17 protein-coding genes are annotated in these 16,549 nt (G+C 62.2%); 6 read left to right on the top strand and 11 right to left on the bottom strand.

The window, feature by feature from the left end:
• Nucleotides 1-2 precede the first annotated feature (2 nt).
• Genes AC3WTM_RS18020 through AC3WTM_RS18005 form a run of 4 tightly spaced genes read left to right on the top strand, consistent with a single transcriptional unit; the run spans nucleotide 3 to nucleotide 4,243 of the window.
• Nucleotides 3-1,055 (top strand): agmatine deiminase family protein, encoded by a 1,053-nt coding sequence (locus tag AC3WTM_RS18020; protein ID WP_102670491.1) that lies wholly within the window; start codon nucleotides 3-5, stop codon nucleotides 1,053-1,055.
• 4 nt (nucleotides 1,056-1,059) lie between these two features.
• A complete protein-coding gene (gene aguB / locus AC3WTM_RS18015) occupies nucleotides 1,060-1,968 on the top strand; it encodes an N-carbamoylputrescine amidase (RefSeq protein ID WP_102670490.1) in 909 nt (302 codons plus the stop codon).
• A gap of 1 nt (nucleotide 1,969) precedes the next feature.
• On the top strand, nucleotides 1,970-3,070 hold the full coding sequence (locus AC3WTM_RS18010) for an extracellular solute-binding protein (protein ID WP_102670489.1): 1,101 nt from the start codon (nucleotides 1,970-1,972) through the stop codon (nucleotides 3,068-3,070).
• 48 nt (nucleotides 3,071-3,118) lie between these two features.
• A complete protein-coding gene (locus AC3WTM_RS18005; protein ID WP_102670488.1) occupies nucleotides 3,119-4,243 on the top strand; it encodes an agmatine deiminase family protein in 1,125 nt (374 codons plus the stop codon).
• A gap of 157 nt (nucleotides 4,244-4,400) precedes the next feature.
• Here AC3WTM_RS18005 and AC3WTM_RS18000 read toward each other — a convergent pair whose 3' ends face one another.
• The 11 genes from AC3WTM_RS18000 to AC3WTM_RS17950 all read right to left on the bottom strand — a co-directional run bounded on the left by AC3WTM_RS18000 (nucleotide 4,401) and on the right by AC3WTM_RS17950 (nucleotide 14,990).
• Nucleotides 4,401-4,829 carry a nuclear transport factor 2 family protein gene (locus tag AC3WTM_RS18000; protein WP_102670487.1) on the bottom strand — a complete coding sequence of 143 codons (429 nt, stop codon included), beginning with the start codon at nucleotides 4,827-4,829 and terminating at the stop codon, nucleotides 4,401-4,403.
• A gap of 2 nt (nucleotides 4,830-4,831) precedes the next feature.
• Nucleotides 4,832-5,566, bottom strand: a complete 735-nt coding sequence (locus AC3WTM_RS17995; protein WP_102670486.1) for an SGNH/GDSL hydrolase family protein — start codon at nucleotides 5,564-5,566, stop codon at nucleotides 4,832-4,834.
• Nucleotides 5,567-5,593: 27 nt separating this feature from the next.
• A complete protein-coding gene (locus tag AC3WTM_RS17990) occupies nucleotides 5,594-5,794 on the bottom strand; it encodes a helix-turn-helix transcriptional regulator (protein WP_007988375.1) in 201 nt (66 codons plus the stop codon).
• Entirely contained in the window at nucleotides 5,791-6,165 is a 375-nt protein-coding gene (locus tag AC3WTM_RS17985) for a hypothetical protein (protein WP_102670485.1), read from the bottom strand. The genes AC3WTM_RS17990 and AC3WTM_RS17985 overlap by 4 nt, the downstream gene beginning before the upstream one ends.
• Nucleotides 6,166-6,297: 132 nt before the next feature.
• Nucleotides 6,298-6,876 (bottom strand): chorismate mutase, encoded by a 579-nt coding sequence (locus AC3WTM_RS17980; RefSeq protein ID WP_102670484.1) that lies wholly within the window; start codon nucleotides 6,874-6,876, stop codon nucleotides 6,298-6,300.
• An 81-nt stretch (nucleotides 6,877-6,957) separates the two neighbouring features.
• On the bottom strand, nucleotides 6,958-7,248 hold the full coding sequence (locus tag AC3WTM_RS17975; RefSeq protein ID WP_102670483.1) for a DUF7693 family protein: 291 nt from the start codon (nucleotides 7,246-7,248) through the stop codon (nucleotides 6,958-6,960).
• A gap of 195 nt (nucleotides 7,249-7,443) precedes the next feature.
• Complete coding sequence (locus AC3WTM_RS17970; RefSeq protein ID WP_102670482.1) at nucleotides 7,444-9,006, bottom strand: amino acid permease; 1,563 nt, start codon at nucleotides 9,004-9,006, stop codon at nucleotides 7,444-7,446.
• 162 nt (nucleotides 9,007-9,168) lie between these two features.
• On the bottom strand, nucleotides 9,169-10,329 hold the full coding sequence (locus tag AC3WTM_RS17965) for an iron-containing alcohol dehydrogenase (protein ID WP_102670481.1): 1,161 nt from the start codon (nucleotides 10,327-10,329) through the stop codon (nucleotides 9,169-9,171).
• Nucleotides 10,330-10,332: 3 nt separating this feature from the next.
• Nucleotides 10,333-11,724, bottom strand: a complete 1,392-nt coding sequence (locus AC3WTM_RS17960; RefSeq protein ID WP_102670480.1) for an aldehyde dehydrogenase family protein — start codon at nucleotides 11,722-11,724, stop codon at nucleotides 10,333-10,335.
• Nucleotides 11,725-11,731: 7 nt separating this feature from the next.
• Complete coding sequence (locus AC3WTM_RS17955) at nucleotides 11,732-13,105, bottom strand: glutamine synthetase family protein (protein ID WP_102670479.1); 1,374 nt, start codon at nucleotides 13,103-13,105, stop codon at nucleotides 11,732-11,734.
• Nucleotides 13,106-13,400: 295 nt separating this feature from the next.
• On the bottom strand, nucleotides 13,401-14,990 hold the full coding sequence (locus tag AC3WTM_RS17950) for a winged helix-turn-helix domain-containing tetratricopeptide repeat protein (protein WP_102670557.1): 1,590 nt from the start codon (nucleotides 14,988-14,990) through the stop codon (nucleotides 13,401-13,403).
• Between the two features lie 259 nt (nucleotides 14,991-15,249).
• On the opposite strand from AC3WTM_RS17950, the gene AC3WTM_RS17945 reads away from it, so the two are divergent.
• Both AC3WTM_RS17945 and AC3WTM_RS17940 read left to right on the top strand, forming a co-directional pair.
• Nucleotides 15,250-16,002: an SDR family oxidoreductase gene (locus AC3WTM_RS17945; RefSeq protein ID WP_102670478.1), complete on the top strand. Its 753-nt coding sequence runs from the start codon at nucleotides 15,250-15,252 to the stop codon at nucleotides 16,000-16,002.
• 44 nt (nucleotides 16,003-16,046) lie between these two features.
• Complete coding sequence (locus AC3WTM_RS17940; protein WP_090456521.1) at nucleotides 16,047-16,460, top strand: cupin domain-containing protein; 414 nt, start codon at nucleotides 16,047-16,049, stop codon at nucleotides 16,458-16,460.
• Nucleotides 16,461-16,549 lie beyond the last annotated feature (89 nt).

Here is a 16,549-nt window from a genome sequence, read left to right as displayed (position 1 = left end):
TCATGCAGCAGAACGCAATTCAAAACAGCGGTTGGACGATGCCAGCCGAGTGGGTCACCCACGCCGCCACCTGGATGGTCTGGCCGCACAACAAGACGCTTTGGGAGTCAGGCTGGCGGGTGACCCTGCCACAGGTTCAAGAAGACTTCGCCCGGGTGGCCAACGCTATCGCCCGCTTCGAACCGGTGAAACTGGTGGTCGATCCTTCAGCCGTCGCCAGGGCCAAAGCCTTGTGCGGGCCGAACATCGAGTTGATCGAACTGGCGGTCAATGACAGCTGGTGCCGTGACTCCGGCCCGAGCTTCGTCTGCCACCCGCAGCAAGGCCTGGCCGGTGTGAGCTGGCGCTTCAATGCGTGGGGCGGCAAGTCGGCTCACGATCTGGACGAAAGCCTGGCCCGCCGCGCGCTCAATCAGTTGGGGCTGGAGTGTTTCGGTACGGAACTGAGCAACGAGGGTGGTGCGATTCATGTGGACGGCGAGGGTACGCTGATCACCACCGAGTCGGTGTTGCTCAATCCCAATCGCAATCCGGGCGTGACCAAGGCCGAGATCGAAGAGATCTTCAGCCGTCTGCTGGGCGTGAAGAAAACCATCTGGTTGCCGGGCGATCCCGACTACGTGACCGGCGACATGACCGACGGCCACGTCGATGGCGTGTGCGCCTTTGCCCGTCCCGGCGTGTTGCTGGTGGACGCCACCCACGACAAGCAGTCGGTGTACGCCGAAGTGGCCCGGGAGAACCGCCGCGCCCTTGAACTGGCCACCGACGCCCAGGGCCGCCAGTTCGAACTGATCGAACTGTTCGAAGCCACCGATGCGGTGGACACCGAGGCCGAAGTGTTCTGCGCCTCCTACACCAATTTCTACATCGCCAATGGCGCGATCATCATGCCGGCCTACGGCATCGATGCCGACAAGGTCGCTGCCGAAGTGCTGGCGCAGGCGTTCCCCGGTCGTGAAGTGGTGCCGGTGCGGATCAACCATCTGGCCCATGGCGGTGGGGGTGTGCATTGCATCACCCAGCAACAACCGGTCTGGCCGGTGCGGGGTTGATGCCATGATACTGCTGACCATCGCCACCACCCAGATGCCCTGCACCTGGGACCTGAAACACAACCTCGACCAGGCCGAGCGACTGGTTCGCGAGGCTGCGGCCAAGGGGGCGCAGGTCATCCTGTTGCAGGAGCTGTTCGCCACGCCGTATTTCTGCATCGAACAGCACCACAAACACCTGGCGCTGGCCGAGGAGTACCGCGACAGCCACGTGCTCCAGCGCTTCGCCGCATTGGCGAAAGAGTTGGGCGTGGTGCTGCCGCTGAGCTGGTACGAGAAGGCCGGCAATGCCTACTTCAATTCGTTGAGCGTGGCCGACGCCGACGGGCGCCTGTTGGGTGTGTACCGCAAGACCCACATCCCCAACGCCATCGGCTATCAGGAGAAGGAATACTTCAGCCCCGGCGACAGCGGTTTCCGGGTCTGGGACACCGCGTTCGGGCGCATCGGCCTGGGCATCTGCTGGGATCAGTGGTTCCCCGAAACCGCCCGCTGCCTGGCGTTGATGGGGGCCGAAGTGCTGCTGTTCCCCACGGCCATCGGCTCCGAACCGGGTTGTGCCACTCTCGACTCCCGGGATCACTGGCAGATGACCATGCGCGGTCACGCCGCCGCCAACCTGCTGCCGGTGGTGGCCGCCAACCGTGTCGGCCGGGAAGCGGCGACCACCGACCCGACCCTGCAAATGAGCTTCTACGGCTCGTCGTTCATCTGCAACCACAAGGGCAAGTTGCTCGCCGAAGCCGACCGCGACAGCACCGGCGTGCTGGTCCACAGCCTGGACCTGGCGGCCATGCGCGAGGACCGCCTGACTTGGGGTATCTACCGCGATCGCCGTCCGGACATGTACGGCGCCTTGTTGACCCAGGACGGTCGTCAGATCCATTCACGCTGGGCAACCCAAGGGGTGTGACATGAACACGATCAACAAGCTGTGCCTGGCCATGGGGCTGGCGCTGACCTGTGCGGTGCCTGCGTTGCACGCCGAGGAGAAAACCCTGCGGCTGTACAACTGGGCCGATTATTTTGCCGAGGACACCCTCAGCAGGTTCACCGCCGAGACCGGGATCAAGGTGATCTACGACGTCATGGACGGCAGCGAAACCCTGGAAGCGAAAATGCTCGCTGGCGGCAGTGGCTACGACCTGATCTTCCCCGGTGACACCGTGGCCGAACGCCTGATGCGCGCCGGCAGTTTGCAGCCTTTGGATCAGTCAAAACTTACTGCTCTGAATGACGTCGAGCCTGGGTTGCAGAAATTGCGCTCGCACTATGAGCAGTCGAGCAAGGCCACGGTCCCGTACACCTGGGGCACCATCGGCCTGACCTACAACGCCGAGCAGATTGCCAGGCGTGCGCCGGATGCGCCGGTCGACAGCCTGGACATGCTCTTCAAACCGGAACTGGCGGCGAAGTTCGCCGACTGCGGCATCTCGATGATCGACTCGCCGGACGAAGTGCTGGCCGTGGTGCTCAACTACCTCGGTCGCGATCCACGCAGCGCCAAACCGGCCGACCTGGCGGCGGCCAGTGACTTGCTGATGAAGGCGCGGCCATACATCCGCAAGTTCCAGTCGCAACCGGTGACCGATCTGGTCAACGGCAACCTGTGCATGTCCCTCGGCTATAGCGGCGACATGACCCAGGCGCAGCGCACGTCTGACGGCGCTGGCAAGAAAACCGCCTTCCACTACCGCATCCCCCGCGAAGGCACCACGGTGTGGATGGACACCATGGCCATTCCCGTCGACGCCCGGCATCCGGAGTACGCCTACGCGTTCATCAACTTCGTGATGCGCCCGCAGAACATGGCGGCCATCAGCAACTTCACCGGCTACCCGACCTCCAACGCCAAGGCGCGGCCGGACGTCGATGCCGCGATGCGCAACAACCCGGACATCTACCTCGATGCAGCCACCTACGCGCGGCTGATTCCCGGCAAGGACATTCCCCAGGCCGACATGCGGGCACGCATGCGCACCTGGACCAAATTCAAGACCGCTACCGTCAAGTGATCACCGGCCGGCCCGAGGGCCGGCCAAACCTCGATTTCAGGAAAGCACATGCCGACACGTCGAACATTCATCAAGCAGGTATCGGTCGCCGCCGGACTGGGCGCAGTGGCGTCCATGGGATTGGGCTTTGCCTCCCAGCCGGTGCGAGCGGCCGGTAAAGGCAACTGGTACATGCCCGATGAAGGGGACAAACACCAGCGGGCCTTCATCGCCTTCGGGGCACAGGCCGCGATCTGGGAGGACTTCACGCCCCACGTGCAAGACGCCCTTGGCCGGATCGCCCGCAGCATCGCCCAATACGAGCCGGTCACCGTGTTCTGTCGCCAGAGCGAACGGCGCCTGGCCGAAGCCAAATGCGGCAGTCACAACACGTCCTTCGTGATCGCCGAGCTGGATGACATCTGGATGCGTGACATCGGCGCCAATTTTGTCGTCGATGGAAGCGGCGGCCTTGCTGCCGTGGACTTCAACTTCAACGGCTGGGGCAACAAACAGCAGCATGTGGACGATGCGCAACTGGCCGCCCTGGTCGCCGAAAACGCCAAGGCGGATTACCAGCGAAGCGAACTGGTGGGCGAGGGCGGTGGCATCGAAGTGGATGGCCACGGCACAGGGATAATGACCGAAAGCAGCTGGATCAACCGCAACCGCAATCCCGACTGGAGCAAGGCCGACGTCGAGGCAGAACTGAAAGAGCGCCTGGGCCTGCGCAAAATCATCTGGCTACCGGGCATCAAGGGCAAGGACATCACCGACGCCCATGTCGACTTCTATGCGCGCTTCGTCAAGCCCGGCGTGGTGATCGCCAACCTCGACAACGACCCCGAGTCCTACGACTACAAGGTCACTCGTGCCCATCTGGAAATCCTCGAAAACGCCACGGATGCCGATGGTCGCAAGTTACAGGTGCATACCGTGTCACCGCCACTCAACCCGCGCAATAGCCGATTCAGCAAGGACAACCCGGATTTCGCCGCCGGCTACATCAACTACTTCGTGATCAATGGCGCGATCATCGCACCGCAATTCGGCGACAAGGAAGCGGATGCCAGAGCCTACAACCTGCTGTCCGGACTCTACCCGGACCGCGAGGTGGTGCAGCTCGACATCGACGCGATCTCCGCGGGCGGAGGCGGCATTCACTGCGTGACCAGCCACCAGCCGATGGTGTGATGACTTCCGGTATTACACAAATCCTGTACCTGTACCTGTACCTGTAGGAGCGAGCTTGCTCGCGATGGACTCAAGAGCGACGCGTTTAGCCAGCAAGCACGCGTTTTCGTTAACGCCCATCGCGAGCAAGCTCGCTCCTACAGGGGGGAGCAGGAATTCAGGCCTTGCTGGCCTTCAGATAAGCCCCCAACCGCCGCCCCATTTCCTCACCCAACGCCTGCAAGCCACTGAGCGGGCGCACCATCACTTCAAACTCGACAATCTTGCCGTGTTCGTTGAAGCGGATCATGTCGATGCCCTTGAGCTCCTTCTCGCCGACTTTGGCGCTGAACTCGAGAATCACGTTCAAGCCATCCGCCGTGGCCAACTCACGGTGATAGGTAAAATCCTCGAACACGTTCACGACCGTGTTGAGGATCATCGACACCACCGGCGCCCCCGGATACGGCGTATGCGCCATCGGCGAACGGAACAGCGCCTGCGGATCGAGCATTTCGGGCAAGGCGCTCAAGTCGCGCTTGCCGATCATCGCGTGCCACTGCTTCAGGGACGCTGCGACGTTGGGGTTCAGGTTCAGCTCAGACATCTTCAACTCCTGCTTTTTATTGTTGTGGTGCGAAAACGTTGGTCGATTACCCTGGCGGCATCGTCGGCCCATTGACGGTAGAGCATCGGCCCCGGATGAAAACCATCGCTGGCCATCAAGCCCGGTTCGGGTGCCAGCGGGGTGCTCAGCATCGTACATTGATCCACGCGTGCGGCCAGGTCCGCAAGATGTGCATTGAAACGACTCGCCCTGAACCCCAGGAACCAGCGCAGCGGCTGCGGCAGGGCGGGGAACAGGTGCATGGGCGGAAGCGGCGACAGCACAATCTGCCTCACCGCGAATTTGTCGCATAACAGCGCGATCAATCGTTGTTGCCGAGCGAGCCACTGATCCAGGGTGAGCGAGCTGGTGATGTCGTTGACGCCAATCGACAACAGCGCCACATCGAACGGCTCCGGGGCGTACTGTTCCAGCAGGTCCAGCAACCCTTGCGAATCCAGACCGGAGCGCGCCCAGAGTTTCCACGACACCCGATAATTATCGGCCAGGCGCTCGACCAGCTGCCCGCTAAGGGCCTCACCCTGAGTCACCGCACCCACGCCAGCAGCGGCGCTGTCGCCCACAATCAACAAGCGCAGAACGTCGCCACTGCCAGCCTCGCCCAAGCGTTCACCTTCGGCCTCCGGCAACCTGGGCGTCACCCGCCGCGTGTACAGGCCCTGCACCAGCAACAGCGGGCCGAGCAGGACTTTGGCGAGGGTTTCAGTGCGGCTCATGGACAGGCGCCTGATTGAAGAGTGAGATTAGCCAGCGAACTCATCGTCGAAAATGCTCTCGATTGGCAACGCAAATGCCCGGGCAATCTGAAACGCCAAGGGCAGGCTGGGATCATAGCGGCCATTTTCGATGGCATTGATTGTCTGCCGCGAAACATTTAACAACGCCGCCAGATCGACCTGAGACCACTTGCGTTCGGCACGCAGTTCCTTGAGCCGGTTTTTCATTGATACCGCCGCTTGGCGAGTCTGAGCCCGATCATCCACATCAGGCCCATCACTGGCCACACACAGACCCAGGACACGTGCGGAAGGCCGACATTCTCCAGAAAACCGTAGGTGAAGGTCAGCAATGCCGAAGCGGCAAAGGCAAAACCGAGAGCTTCGTACTGAATACGCAAATGCATTTCGTCCAGCGTGCGCATATTGCGCACCACCGCCCAGCACATCAGCCCTGCGGGAATCACCGGCAACAGTGTGATGATGACCTTCAGCGTCATTGCCATTTCTTGCTGGTCTTTAAGCAAAATCAACGACACCAGCAACAACAGGGTGTACAGCGTAATCGCGACGCCCATTTCGATGTAGAAGCGGTTCATTGCATCCTCCTGATGTAAAAGTCCCTTTACATATTCGCTGGAGACTTCACGGATGTAAAGGGTGTTTTACATCGTCGGGCCGGCCAATGAAAAAGCCCGACTGATTGGGCCGGGCTCTTCGTCTCGATCACTTCACTGCCATCGACCCACAACACACAACTCCCCGGTCGCCCGAATCAACGCCTGATCATGCAGGTAATCCTTGATCAGCGCGGAGCGTTCCGTGGCCAGCCATTGCGGGCAGTTCGGGTCTTTGCGGTAGGGCAGGAAATCGGCGTACTGCTTGAGCAGCAGGTTTTGCAGTTTGTCGAGCTTCGGCCGGATTTCGTTGTTGAGGTCCGGCCGTGGTGTGTCCGGTGCCTTGTGCGCCGCTTGCCATTGGGCGAGTCGGCCGTATTGCAGCAGTTTGCTGGCTTCGATCTGGGCGGCGATCAGGTCGGCGACGTCGTCGGGGTCGAGCTTGCGCTCGACCGCCTGCTTCCTGGCGTTGGCGATGACTTGCGCTTCCCGGGCGTTGTCCTGGACCGGTTTGCCGCTGTCCCACTTGGTCAGCGCCACCAGCTCACTGATGTTCAACCGCTCATTCATTGTCGCCAGCAAGGGCCGCAAGGCATCGGGCGCCGCAGGCGTCGTGCTGGCCTGGACACCGCCAGCGAACAGACCGAGCAGGGCGCAAGCCAGCCAGTGCGGCAGGCGTGGGGAACGGGGCATGGGCAGAACCTCCTTGGACACAAAAATCACTGCGGCTTGTGTATCACAAGTGCGGCCAAGGCACGACAGGTTGCGCAGGATTCAGGCCAGCAGCCGTTCGATCTGCGCCAGTTCCCAGGTGCTGAGCAAACTCACCGGGTCGGTGCCGAAGCGCTGCCCGTTGTCGAACACATATTCTCGGCCATCGGGGCTCTGGCCGTGCAGGCAGTGGCGCAGGTGACCGGCGTCGACGTCGAGCGTCAGGCGCCAGCCGTCGATGTCGACCTGTACATGGTCAGACTCGCAGGCGTCGTCGACTCGCTTGAAGGTGCAAATGCCTTGAGCGGCATCGCGCAACGGCTGGTAAACCTCGCGAGCGGTGAGGGCGGGCACAGGTGTCTCCGGGGCGGAATCGGGGAGGCACAGGATAGATCATCAGCCTGCAAAAAAGCCCGGCTGATGAGGCCCGAACTCTGTAGGAGCGAGCTTGCTCGCGATGGGCTTCAGAACACCGCGCTCATCCAGCGAAGGCGCGGTATCGTTAACGACCATCGCGAGCAAGCTCGCTCCTACAGTGCAGAGCAGCCATCAACCTGCGCTTTGTTTGTCCAACGCCGCCTCCGCCGCAGCAATTTCAGCCTGGCGCTTGACGATCATGTCGCCCACCGGCGGCCCCTGGAAGCGCCGGGCTTCAAAACCGAACCAGACGATGGCCGTCAGGATCAGGAAGCCGATGGTGATGTACAGCGCCCAATCGTTCGGTGGCTGGATGCCGATGACGAAAATGATGACCATCGACAGGATCGAGAGGATGGCGAACACCGAGTACCAGAAACGCCCCATGTTCCACGGTCCCATGGTCGGCCATTTCGACGTCCCAAAGGTAAACAGGCCGAGCGCGATGGGAATGGCGAAGGAGAAGAACAGGAAGATCACCGTGCAGGACACCACGATCGTATAGACCGGCGTTGCCCCGACCGAGATCACCGACGAGCCCCAGTCGAACAGGACGGCGAGGGTGGCACCGGTCCAGATCGCCGCCACCGGGCTTCGAAAGGTCGGCGAAACGGAGGCCAGTGCTTTGGAGCAGGGCAGGCCACCGTCCCGGGAGAACGCGAAAATCATGCGTGAAACCGAGGTGACGGTGGCCAGTCCGCAGAGCACCTGCGAGATGAAAATCGCCACGAAAAGCACCAGTTTCAAGGTCGGGTTGACTTGGGTGTTCATGGCCCAGAAAAACACGTTCCAGCCTTGCTTGGCCGCCTCGTCCATGTTCGGCAGCATCAGCACGAACGCGCTGAGCATCAGCCAACCGAACAGCAACGACCAGACCACCGACATGACCATGCCGCGCGGCACCGATATGGCCGCGTTGCGAGTTTCCTCGGAGGTATGCGCAGAGGCGTCATAGCCGGTGATGGTGTAGATCGGCAACAGCAGACCGAGCATGAAAACCCAGCCGTTGGAGACCTGCGGCCAGACGCTGCCACCCGCTTCGCCGGAATAGTTGCCGAAGGTCCACAACCGGGCGAATTCGTAGCTGGGTGCCGATATCAGGCAGACGATGGTCAGGGCCAGCGCCGTGGCGAAGATCAGATAACCTGAGAAGTCAGTGAGTTTGGCGGTCAGGCCGATACCCAAGTGGTTGCACAAGGCCTGCAGGCCGGTGAGGATTGCCAGGAAAATCACCCGGACCGTGGTCGTGTCCTCCATGCCCAGTGCCGGTCCGAAGGCGCCGAAAAAGAAGTAATAGGTACCGACGTTGATCGCGCCAAGCACCGTGACCAGCCCCAGCAGGTTGAACCACGCGGTCAGCCAGCCAGTGAAGCGGTTACCCAGGATCGAGCCCCAGTGGTACAGGCCGCCAGCGGTGGGGTAGGCCGAGGAAATCTGCGCCATGGCCATGGCGAACACCCCGGAGATCAGGCAGCCGATTGGCCAGCCGATCCCGATGGATGCCCCGCCCGCGCCCGAGGTGCCCTGGGCCAGGGAATTGATGCCACCGGAGAGGATGCAGATGATCGAAAAGGAAATGGCAAAGTTGGAGAAAACGCCCATTCGTCGTGAGAGTTGCTGGGCATAGCCCATGCTGTGCAGCACCTTGACGTCGTCGTCGTGCGCGTCGGTGCCGGGCTGGCTTGCTGGGTTCATGATGTGTGCCCCTTTTCAGGTTTTGGACAGGCCGAACTGAGCCGCCGTAGGCTCGACCTTGGTTTTCTGTAGGAGCGAGCTTGCTCGCGATGGACTTGAGGATGACGCGGGGTGTCAGGCTCCCCGCATCATCGTTGACGTTCATCGCGAGCAAGCTCGCTCCTACAGACGGCCGTGAAACGCCGCGTCGAAAATTCTTGCCACGCCGTCCCGGGTCAATGGCAGCGGGTTGCCGCCAGCGGAAGGGTCGACAATCGCCATGTCGGCGATCAGGTCGGCCTGCCGGTCATCAACGCCCAGTTCAACCAGGGTATGGGGCACGCCGATGTCCTTGCGCAGCTTGAGGACGAAGGCCAGGAAACTGTCGAACCCCGGGGAGGGCAGGCGCAGGTACGCCGCCAGGCGGGTGATGCGCTCCTCGATGGCCGAGCGATTGAAGTGCAGGACATAGGGCATGAAGGTGGCATTGGTCATGCCGTGATGGGTGTCGTACAGCGCGCCCACCGGATGCGACAGCGCATGCATCCCGCCCAGGCCTTTCTGGAATGCCGTGGCACCCATCGCCGCCGCCGCGAGCATTTGCGCGCGCGCCTCAAGGTCCGACGGTGTGTGTACTGCCTTCACCAGCGAATTGGCCACCAGGCGCATGCCTTCCACGGCAATGCCATCGGCCAGGGGGTGAAAACCGGGGGCGCAGTACGCTTCCAGGCAGTGGGAGAATGCATCCATGCCGGTGCCGGCGGTGATCTTGGCCGGCATGCCGACGGTGAGTGCCGGGTCGCTGATCACCACGCGCGGCATCATTTTCGGGTGGAAGATGATGCGTTTGGTGTGGGTGCGCTCGTCGATGATCACCGCCGCACGACCGACTTCGGAACCGGTGCCCGCCGTGGTCGGCACCGCAATGACCGGGGCGATGCGGCTGTCGTCGGCGCGGGTCCAGTAGTCGCCGATGTCTTCGAAGTCCCAGACCGGGCGGGTCTGGCCGCTCATGAACGCAATCAGCTTGCCCATGTCCAGGCCACTGCCACCGCCGAACGCGATCACGCCATCGTGCTGGCCGGCACGCCAGGCGTCGAGCCCGCCGGCCAGGTTGGCTTCCACCGGATTGGGCTTGAGGTCACAGAACAGCGCGACACCAAGACCGGCGGCGCGCAACGCGTCCAGCGCCGCCGTGGTGATGGGTGCGCGCGCCAGGCCGCTGTCGGTCACCAGCAGCGGCCGCTGGATTCCCTGGCTGCGACAGACGTCGGCCAGTTCGGCGATGCGCCCGACACCGAAACGAACGCTCGTGGGGTAGCTCCAGTTTCCTGTCAGGTTCATGGTCTACACCTCGTGACGCAGATGAAAGGATTTGGCGCGGGTCAGGTGCTCGTAGCCCAATGGCGACAGTGTGACGCCGCGCCCGCTGTGCTTCACGCCGGTCCAGGCCAGTGCCGGGTCGAGGTAATCGCAGCGGTTCATGAAGACGGTGCCGGTGGCGATTTCGTTGCCCAGGCGCTCGGCCGCGTCGAGATCTTGCGTCCACAGCGAGGCGCTGAGCCCGAACGGACTGTCGTTCATCAAGGCGATGGCTTCATCGTCGCTGGCCACTGGCATGATGCCGACGACCGGGCCAAAACTTTCATCGCGCATGACCGACATTTGATGGGTGACATCGACCAGGACCTGCGGCGCGAGGTAGGCGCTGCCCGGCACGTCGGCGGGAAAGGACGTTGCATCGATCAGCGCCGTCGCGCCCTGGGCCAGCGCTTCGGCGATCTGGCCACGAACGAAGAATGCGGCGCCCGGTGTCACCAGCGGACCGAGGGTAGTGGCTTCGTCCAGCGGGTTGCCCAGCACGTACTGGCGGGTCAGTTCGGCGAAGCGCTCGACAAACACCGGGTAGATTTTCTGGTCGACGTAGATGCGTTCCACGGCGCAGCAACTCTGCCCGGAATTGAAGAAACTGCCGTCCACCAGATTTTCCACCGCATGTTCAAGGTTGGCGTCTGCGCGGACATAGGCCGGGTCTTTTCCGCCGAGCTCCAGGCCCATGCCGAGAAATTGTCCGCTGGCGAGGCTTTCCATGACTTTGCCCGCCTCCACGGAACCGGTGAAGTTCACTTGCTGCACGCCCCCGGAAGCAATGATCGCTCCGGTCGATACATGGTCGAGCAGCAGATTCTGGAACAACCCCTCGGGCAGTTTTGCGCGACGCATGGCCTCGGCGAAACGCTCGCCCACCAGCAGCGTTTGCGACGCATGCTTGAGGATCACGCTGTTGCCGGCCATCAATGCCGGGATGATCGTGTTCACCGCCGTCAGATAGGGGTAGTTCCACGGAGCGACCACCAGCACCGTACCCAGCGGCTCGCGCTTGATATAGCGTCGAAATCCCGCCACGGGTTCTGGCTCTACAGCGGCCAGGGCCTGAGGTGCAATAGCGATCATGTACCGGGCGCGTTCGGCGAAACCGCGCAGTTCGCCGGCGCCATAACGCACCGGGCGGCCCATCTGCCAGGCCAGCTCCGGCACGATGTCGGCCTGCATCGACAGCATTGCGTCTACCGCGGCAGTGCAAAACGCCGCGCGTTCGCTCAGTGAACGGCGTTGCCATGACACCTGTGCACTGGCAGCGGCCGTCAGCGCCTGCTCGACCTGCGCCGCATCGGCCACTTCGCGTTCGACGTACACCCGGCCATCGACCGGGGAGATCAGTTGAACCTTCGCAGTCATGATGTTCTCAATAGCGCTCGAAACCGCGCTGCAATTCCCAGTCGGTGATTCGCCGGTCGTACTCTTTCTGCTCCCACTCGGCGGTGTGCACGTAATGGTCGACCACCTCATCGCCGAACGCCTTGCGCAACATGCCGGAGGCCTTGAGTGCGGCGCTCGCTTCGCGCAGGGTCTTGGACACCTCCGGCAAATGCTCATCCAGGTAGGCGTCACCTTCGAACGGCGGCGCGAGGTCGAGCTTCTCGTCGATACCGGCCAGGCCCGCTGCGATCAATGCGGCGAAGGCCAGATAGGGGTTGAGGTCGGCGCCACCGATGCGGCATTCGATGCGGATGGCCTTGCTGCCTTCGGCACACAAGCGAAAGCCGGCGGTGCGATTGTCGCGGCTCCACACCGCCCGCGTCGGCGCAAAAGTGCCAGCCTGAAAGCGCTTGTAGGAGTTGATGTAGGGCGCGAGAAAACAGGTGATGTCGTTGGCGTACTTGAGCTGCCCGGCGACCCAGGCTCGCATCAGTTTCGACATGCCGAACTCGGCTTTCGCGTCGAAGAACAACGGCTTTTTGGCGTTCTTGTCCCACAGCGAATTATGGATGTGACTGCTGGAGCCGGCGGCGTCGTAGCGCCATTTGGCCATGAAGGTGATCGCCTTGCCCTGCAACTGGGCGATCTCTTTGCAGGCGTGCTTGATGATGACGTGGTGGTCAGCCATGGTCATGGCATCGGCGTAGCGGATGTTGATCTCTTCCTGACCCGGGCCCCATTCTCCCTTGGAGTTTTCCACGGGAATGCCCGATGCCTGCAAATGCTTGCGAATCGCCCGCAGCACAGGCTCTTCGCGAGTGGTCTGGAGGATGTTGTAGTCCTCAATGTAATGGCCGGCGGTTTTCGGTTTGTGATAGTTGCGCTTGTGGATCGCCTCGTAACTCTCGTCGAACAGATAGAACTCGAGCTCCGAGGCAAACATGCCGGTATAACCACGCTCGCGCAGGCGCTCGACCTGTTTTTTCAGAATCGCTCTTGGGCTGTGGGGCAGGTCCTGGCGATGGTGATGATCGAGCACGTCGCACAGCACCAGCGCCGTGCACTCAAGCCAGGGCACGCGCCGCAGGGTGGACATGTCGGGCTTGAGCACGAAATCGCCGTAACCCTTGCTCCAACTGGCCGCGGCGTAACCCGGCACCGGCTCCATGTCGATGTCATCTGCCAGCAGGTAGTTGCAGCAGTGAGTTTCTTCGTGGCCGCTGTCGATGAAAAACTCGACCTGGAACCGCTTGCCGACCAGGCGTCCCTGCATGTCGACCATGCAGACCAGTACGGTATCGATTTCGCCGGCAGCCGCGGCGCGCTTGAGTGCATCAAAGCTGAGGAGGGGCTCGGTCATCACGGCAATCCTGCGTGAAAGGTTTGGGCCAGTCTGAGATCGCTGTTGCAGACGCTCTCCAGAAACACCCAAAACCTGCAGAACCGAGCATCATGAGCAACGAGTTGCTCAAAGCTTAGCCTACCGTTGCAAACTGTGAATTTTGCCAGGTGAACGCCAACGCACGACCTGGCCCCCTGTAGGAGCGAGCTTGCTCGCGATGGACTTGAAGACACCGCGTTTAATCAGAAAGCCCGCGTTATCGTTGACGACCATCGCGAGCAAGCTCGCTCCTACAGGGTGAGGGGAGTCGTCTTCACTCCGGTAGCCCGGCCAGCCGCAGCCCATCGGCGAAACGGGCGAAATCCTCAGGCCGTTGAATGGGCAGCCAGTCCTTGAGGGTGCACAGGCGCAAAGAGGGATCCAGCGCTTGCAGGCGTTGCATCGCCCACTTCGCTTTGTCCATTCGTCCGCCGAGTGCATGGCTGGCTGCCACCAGCGCCGCCGCGACCAGCAGACTGGGCAGGTTACCCAGGGCCTTCTCCGCCCACTGCGCAGCGGCATCGAAGTGCCCGGCGAAGAAATGCGCGAGCGCCATCCCCACCTGCATCCTGAACATTTCCGGATCCAGCGGACTCAAGCGAACGGCATGGTTCAAATGCTCGATGGCGGCCTCTGTTTCACCGTGCAGTGCCCGCAGGATACCGCCCAGAAACCAGGCGGGGGCGAGGTTGGGATTGAGCAGGCGCGCCCTGTCGAGCAGCGCAATGCCGCCGTCGACTTCGCCGGCGAGATGAGCGAGCGCATGTCCGCCCCGAGTCAACGCGACGGCATCGTCGCGGCCGAGGGTCACTGCCAGACGCGCCAGCCGTATGCCCTCGGCGATTTCTGCGGGTCGATTGCTCATCCAGCCATTGAGCTTGCGCCAGAAGTGGCACCAGGCGGCCATGCCATAGGCCGAGGCAAATTCCGCATCGAGTTCGATGGCCTGGTAGAACATCGGCAGCGCCTGCTCGATGGCTTCCCGGCTGCCGCTGTGCAGTTTTGCCATGGCCCGCAGGTAGTAGTCGTAGGCGTCCAGGCTTTCCGTCGGCTTGCGCTTGGCGCGTTCGATTTCTGCCCGCTCCAGTTGCGGCGCGATAGCACCGACGACGCTTTCGGTGATTTGGTCCTGCAGCTCGAATAGGTCGTCGAGCAAGCCTTCGAAGCGCTCCGCCCAGATATGCGTCCCGCTTGTCGCGTCGATCAGTTGCCCGGTAATGCGCAACCTGTTCCCGCACTTGCGCACGCTGCCTTCGAGCACATAGCGCACACCCAGTTCCTGGCCGACGCCCTGGGCGTCCACGACCTGGCCCTTGTAGGTGAAGCTCGAATTGCGCGCAATGACGAACAGCCAGCGGATACGCGACAGGGCGGCGATGATGTCCTCAACGACGCCATCGGCGAAATACTCCTGCTCCGGATCGCCGCTCAGGTTCTGGAAGGGCAGGACGGTGATCGAGGGTTTGTCCGGCAGGACGAGCGTAGGGGAGGGGATTTGTTTCGGGGCAGCGCTTGCGCGTTCATCGATGTCAGGCTGTGGAGCTTGCCCGCTCAAGTCGCCGTTGATCCGACCAACGAAGCGGTAGCCCTTGCGGGGGACGGTACGCACCAGGCGCTGCTCCTCACCTGTGTCACCGATGGCCTTGCGCACCGCATTGATGTGGCTGGTGATCGTCGACTCCGAAACGATCCGGTCGCCCCACACCGCCTTGAGCAACTCGTCCTTGCTGACGACGCGGTCGGGATTGTTGACGAACAGCAGCAACAGATCGAAAACCTGCGGTCCGACGGCCACGATTTGCCCGCGCAGGGTCAGCTCCCGACGCTCCTGATCGAGTACGTAGTCTTCAAACGTGAATGGCAAATTGAGCATCCCTTGGCGAAGCGCCCTCAACTCCGTGTCCCAGGCGGCTGGCGGTTGGTAACAGGGGAAGATGATAAGGCAGCTCGACATCCGCTGCACAGTCTGCGGCAATGGCGGCTGGAGCAGCCTCAGTATCCTTGGACATAAATCCAAGCGTTCGCCAAGGCAAACCCAAGCCCGGCGCAAGGACTTGCCCGGTGCGCGCAGGCAATCTCTCTACACCGACGCAATGGTTGCAGTCGACAAGTGGAGAAAAGTCATGAAGATCGTCGTCATCGGAGGCTCCGGCCTCATCGGATCGAAACTTGTGAACACCCTGCGCGAGCGCGGCCATGATGCGCTCGCCGCCAGCCCCAGCACGGGCGTGAACAGCATCACCCGCGAAGGCCTGGCCGAAGCGATGGATGGTGCTGATGTGGTGGTCGACGTGGCGAACGCGCCGTCCTGGGAAGACCAGGCCGTTCTCGATTTCTTTGAAACGTCGAGCCGTAACCTGCTGGCCGCCGAAGCCGCTGCCGGGGTTCGTCATCACGTAGCCCTGTCGATTGTCGGCAGCGAACGGCTTCCCGATACCGGCTATTTCCGGGCCAAGGTCGCGCAGGAAGCCCTTATCAAGGCATCCGGCGTTCCTTACACCATTCTACGTGCCACGCAGTTCTCCGAGTTTGCCGGCGGCATTGTCCAGTCGTTCGCCGTTGGCGAGGAAATTCATGCTTCGCCGGCGCTGATCCAGCCGATAGCGTCCGACGACGTGGTAGCGGCGCTGGCCGATGTCGTGCTGGCAGCACCGGTCAATGGCACGGTTGAAGTCGGCGGCCCGGAAACCATGCCGATCGACGAACTGGCCAGGCGCTATCTGCAAGCGACTCAGGACAACCGCAAGGTCGTGCCGGATGTACATGCCCGCTACTTCGGCGCCGTGCTCGACGATCAATCGCTGGTCACCGGCAAGAACGCACGTCTGGGGGGGATCCGCTTCGACGAGTGGTTGGCCCGGTCGACAGCGCAGTAACGGATCGCACCCGCACATTTCCCGACGAATCCAGGAGAAATCCCATGGTTACCCGATTGCTAATGGCCGCTGTCTTCGCAGCGCTCTCGATCAGTGCCGCATCAGCCGCCGAGCCGCCCCCCGGCAAGGTGACGGTGGTGTTCGACCGTCCCATTCCCAACATCCCTGGCAAGAGCATGAGGGGCGTGGTCGTCGAGTATGGGCCGGGGGCCGCGTCGCCGGCCCACACCCATCCGAAAACGGCCTTCATCTATGCAACGGTGCTGGAAGGTTCGTTCCGCATCCAGGTCAAAGGCCAGCCGGAAAAGATCTACAACGTCGGCGAAAACTTCGTAGAGGAGCCGGGCTCCGTACACCTGGTCAGCGCCAACGCCAGTGACACCCAACCTGCACGCCTGCTGGCGGTGTTCGTCCTCGACACCGAGGAAAAGGTGCTCGTAACACCGATCAAACAGTGAGCCGATCACGCGCTCATGAAGGCACGACCGCCGGGCGGCAGACCCTGTCGCCCAGTGGCTGAGTCAGTTCTTGGCACTGAACAGGAAAT

The organism is Pseudomonas sp. EU05-FHT14B02, assembly GCF_058791055.1.
The sequence above is the reverse complement of the archived record's forward strand: the minus strand, read 5'-3'. Positions and strand labels throughout refer to the sequence as shown.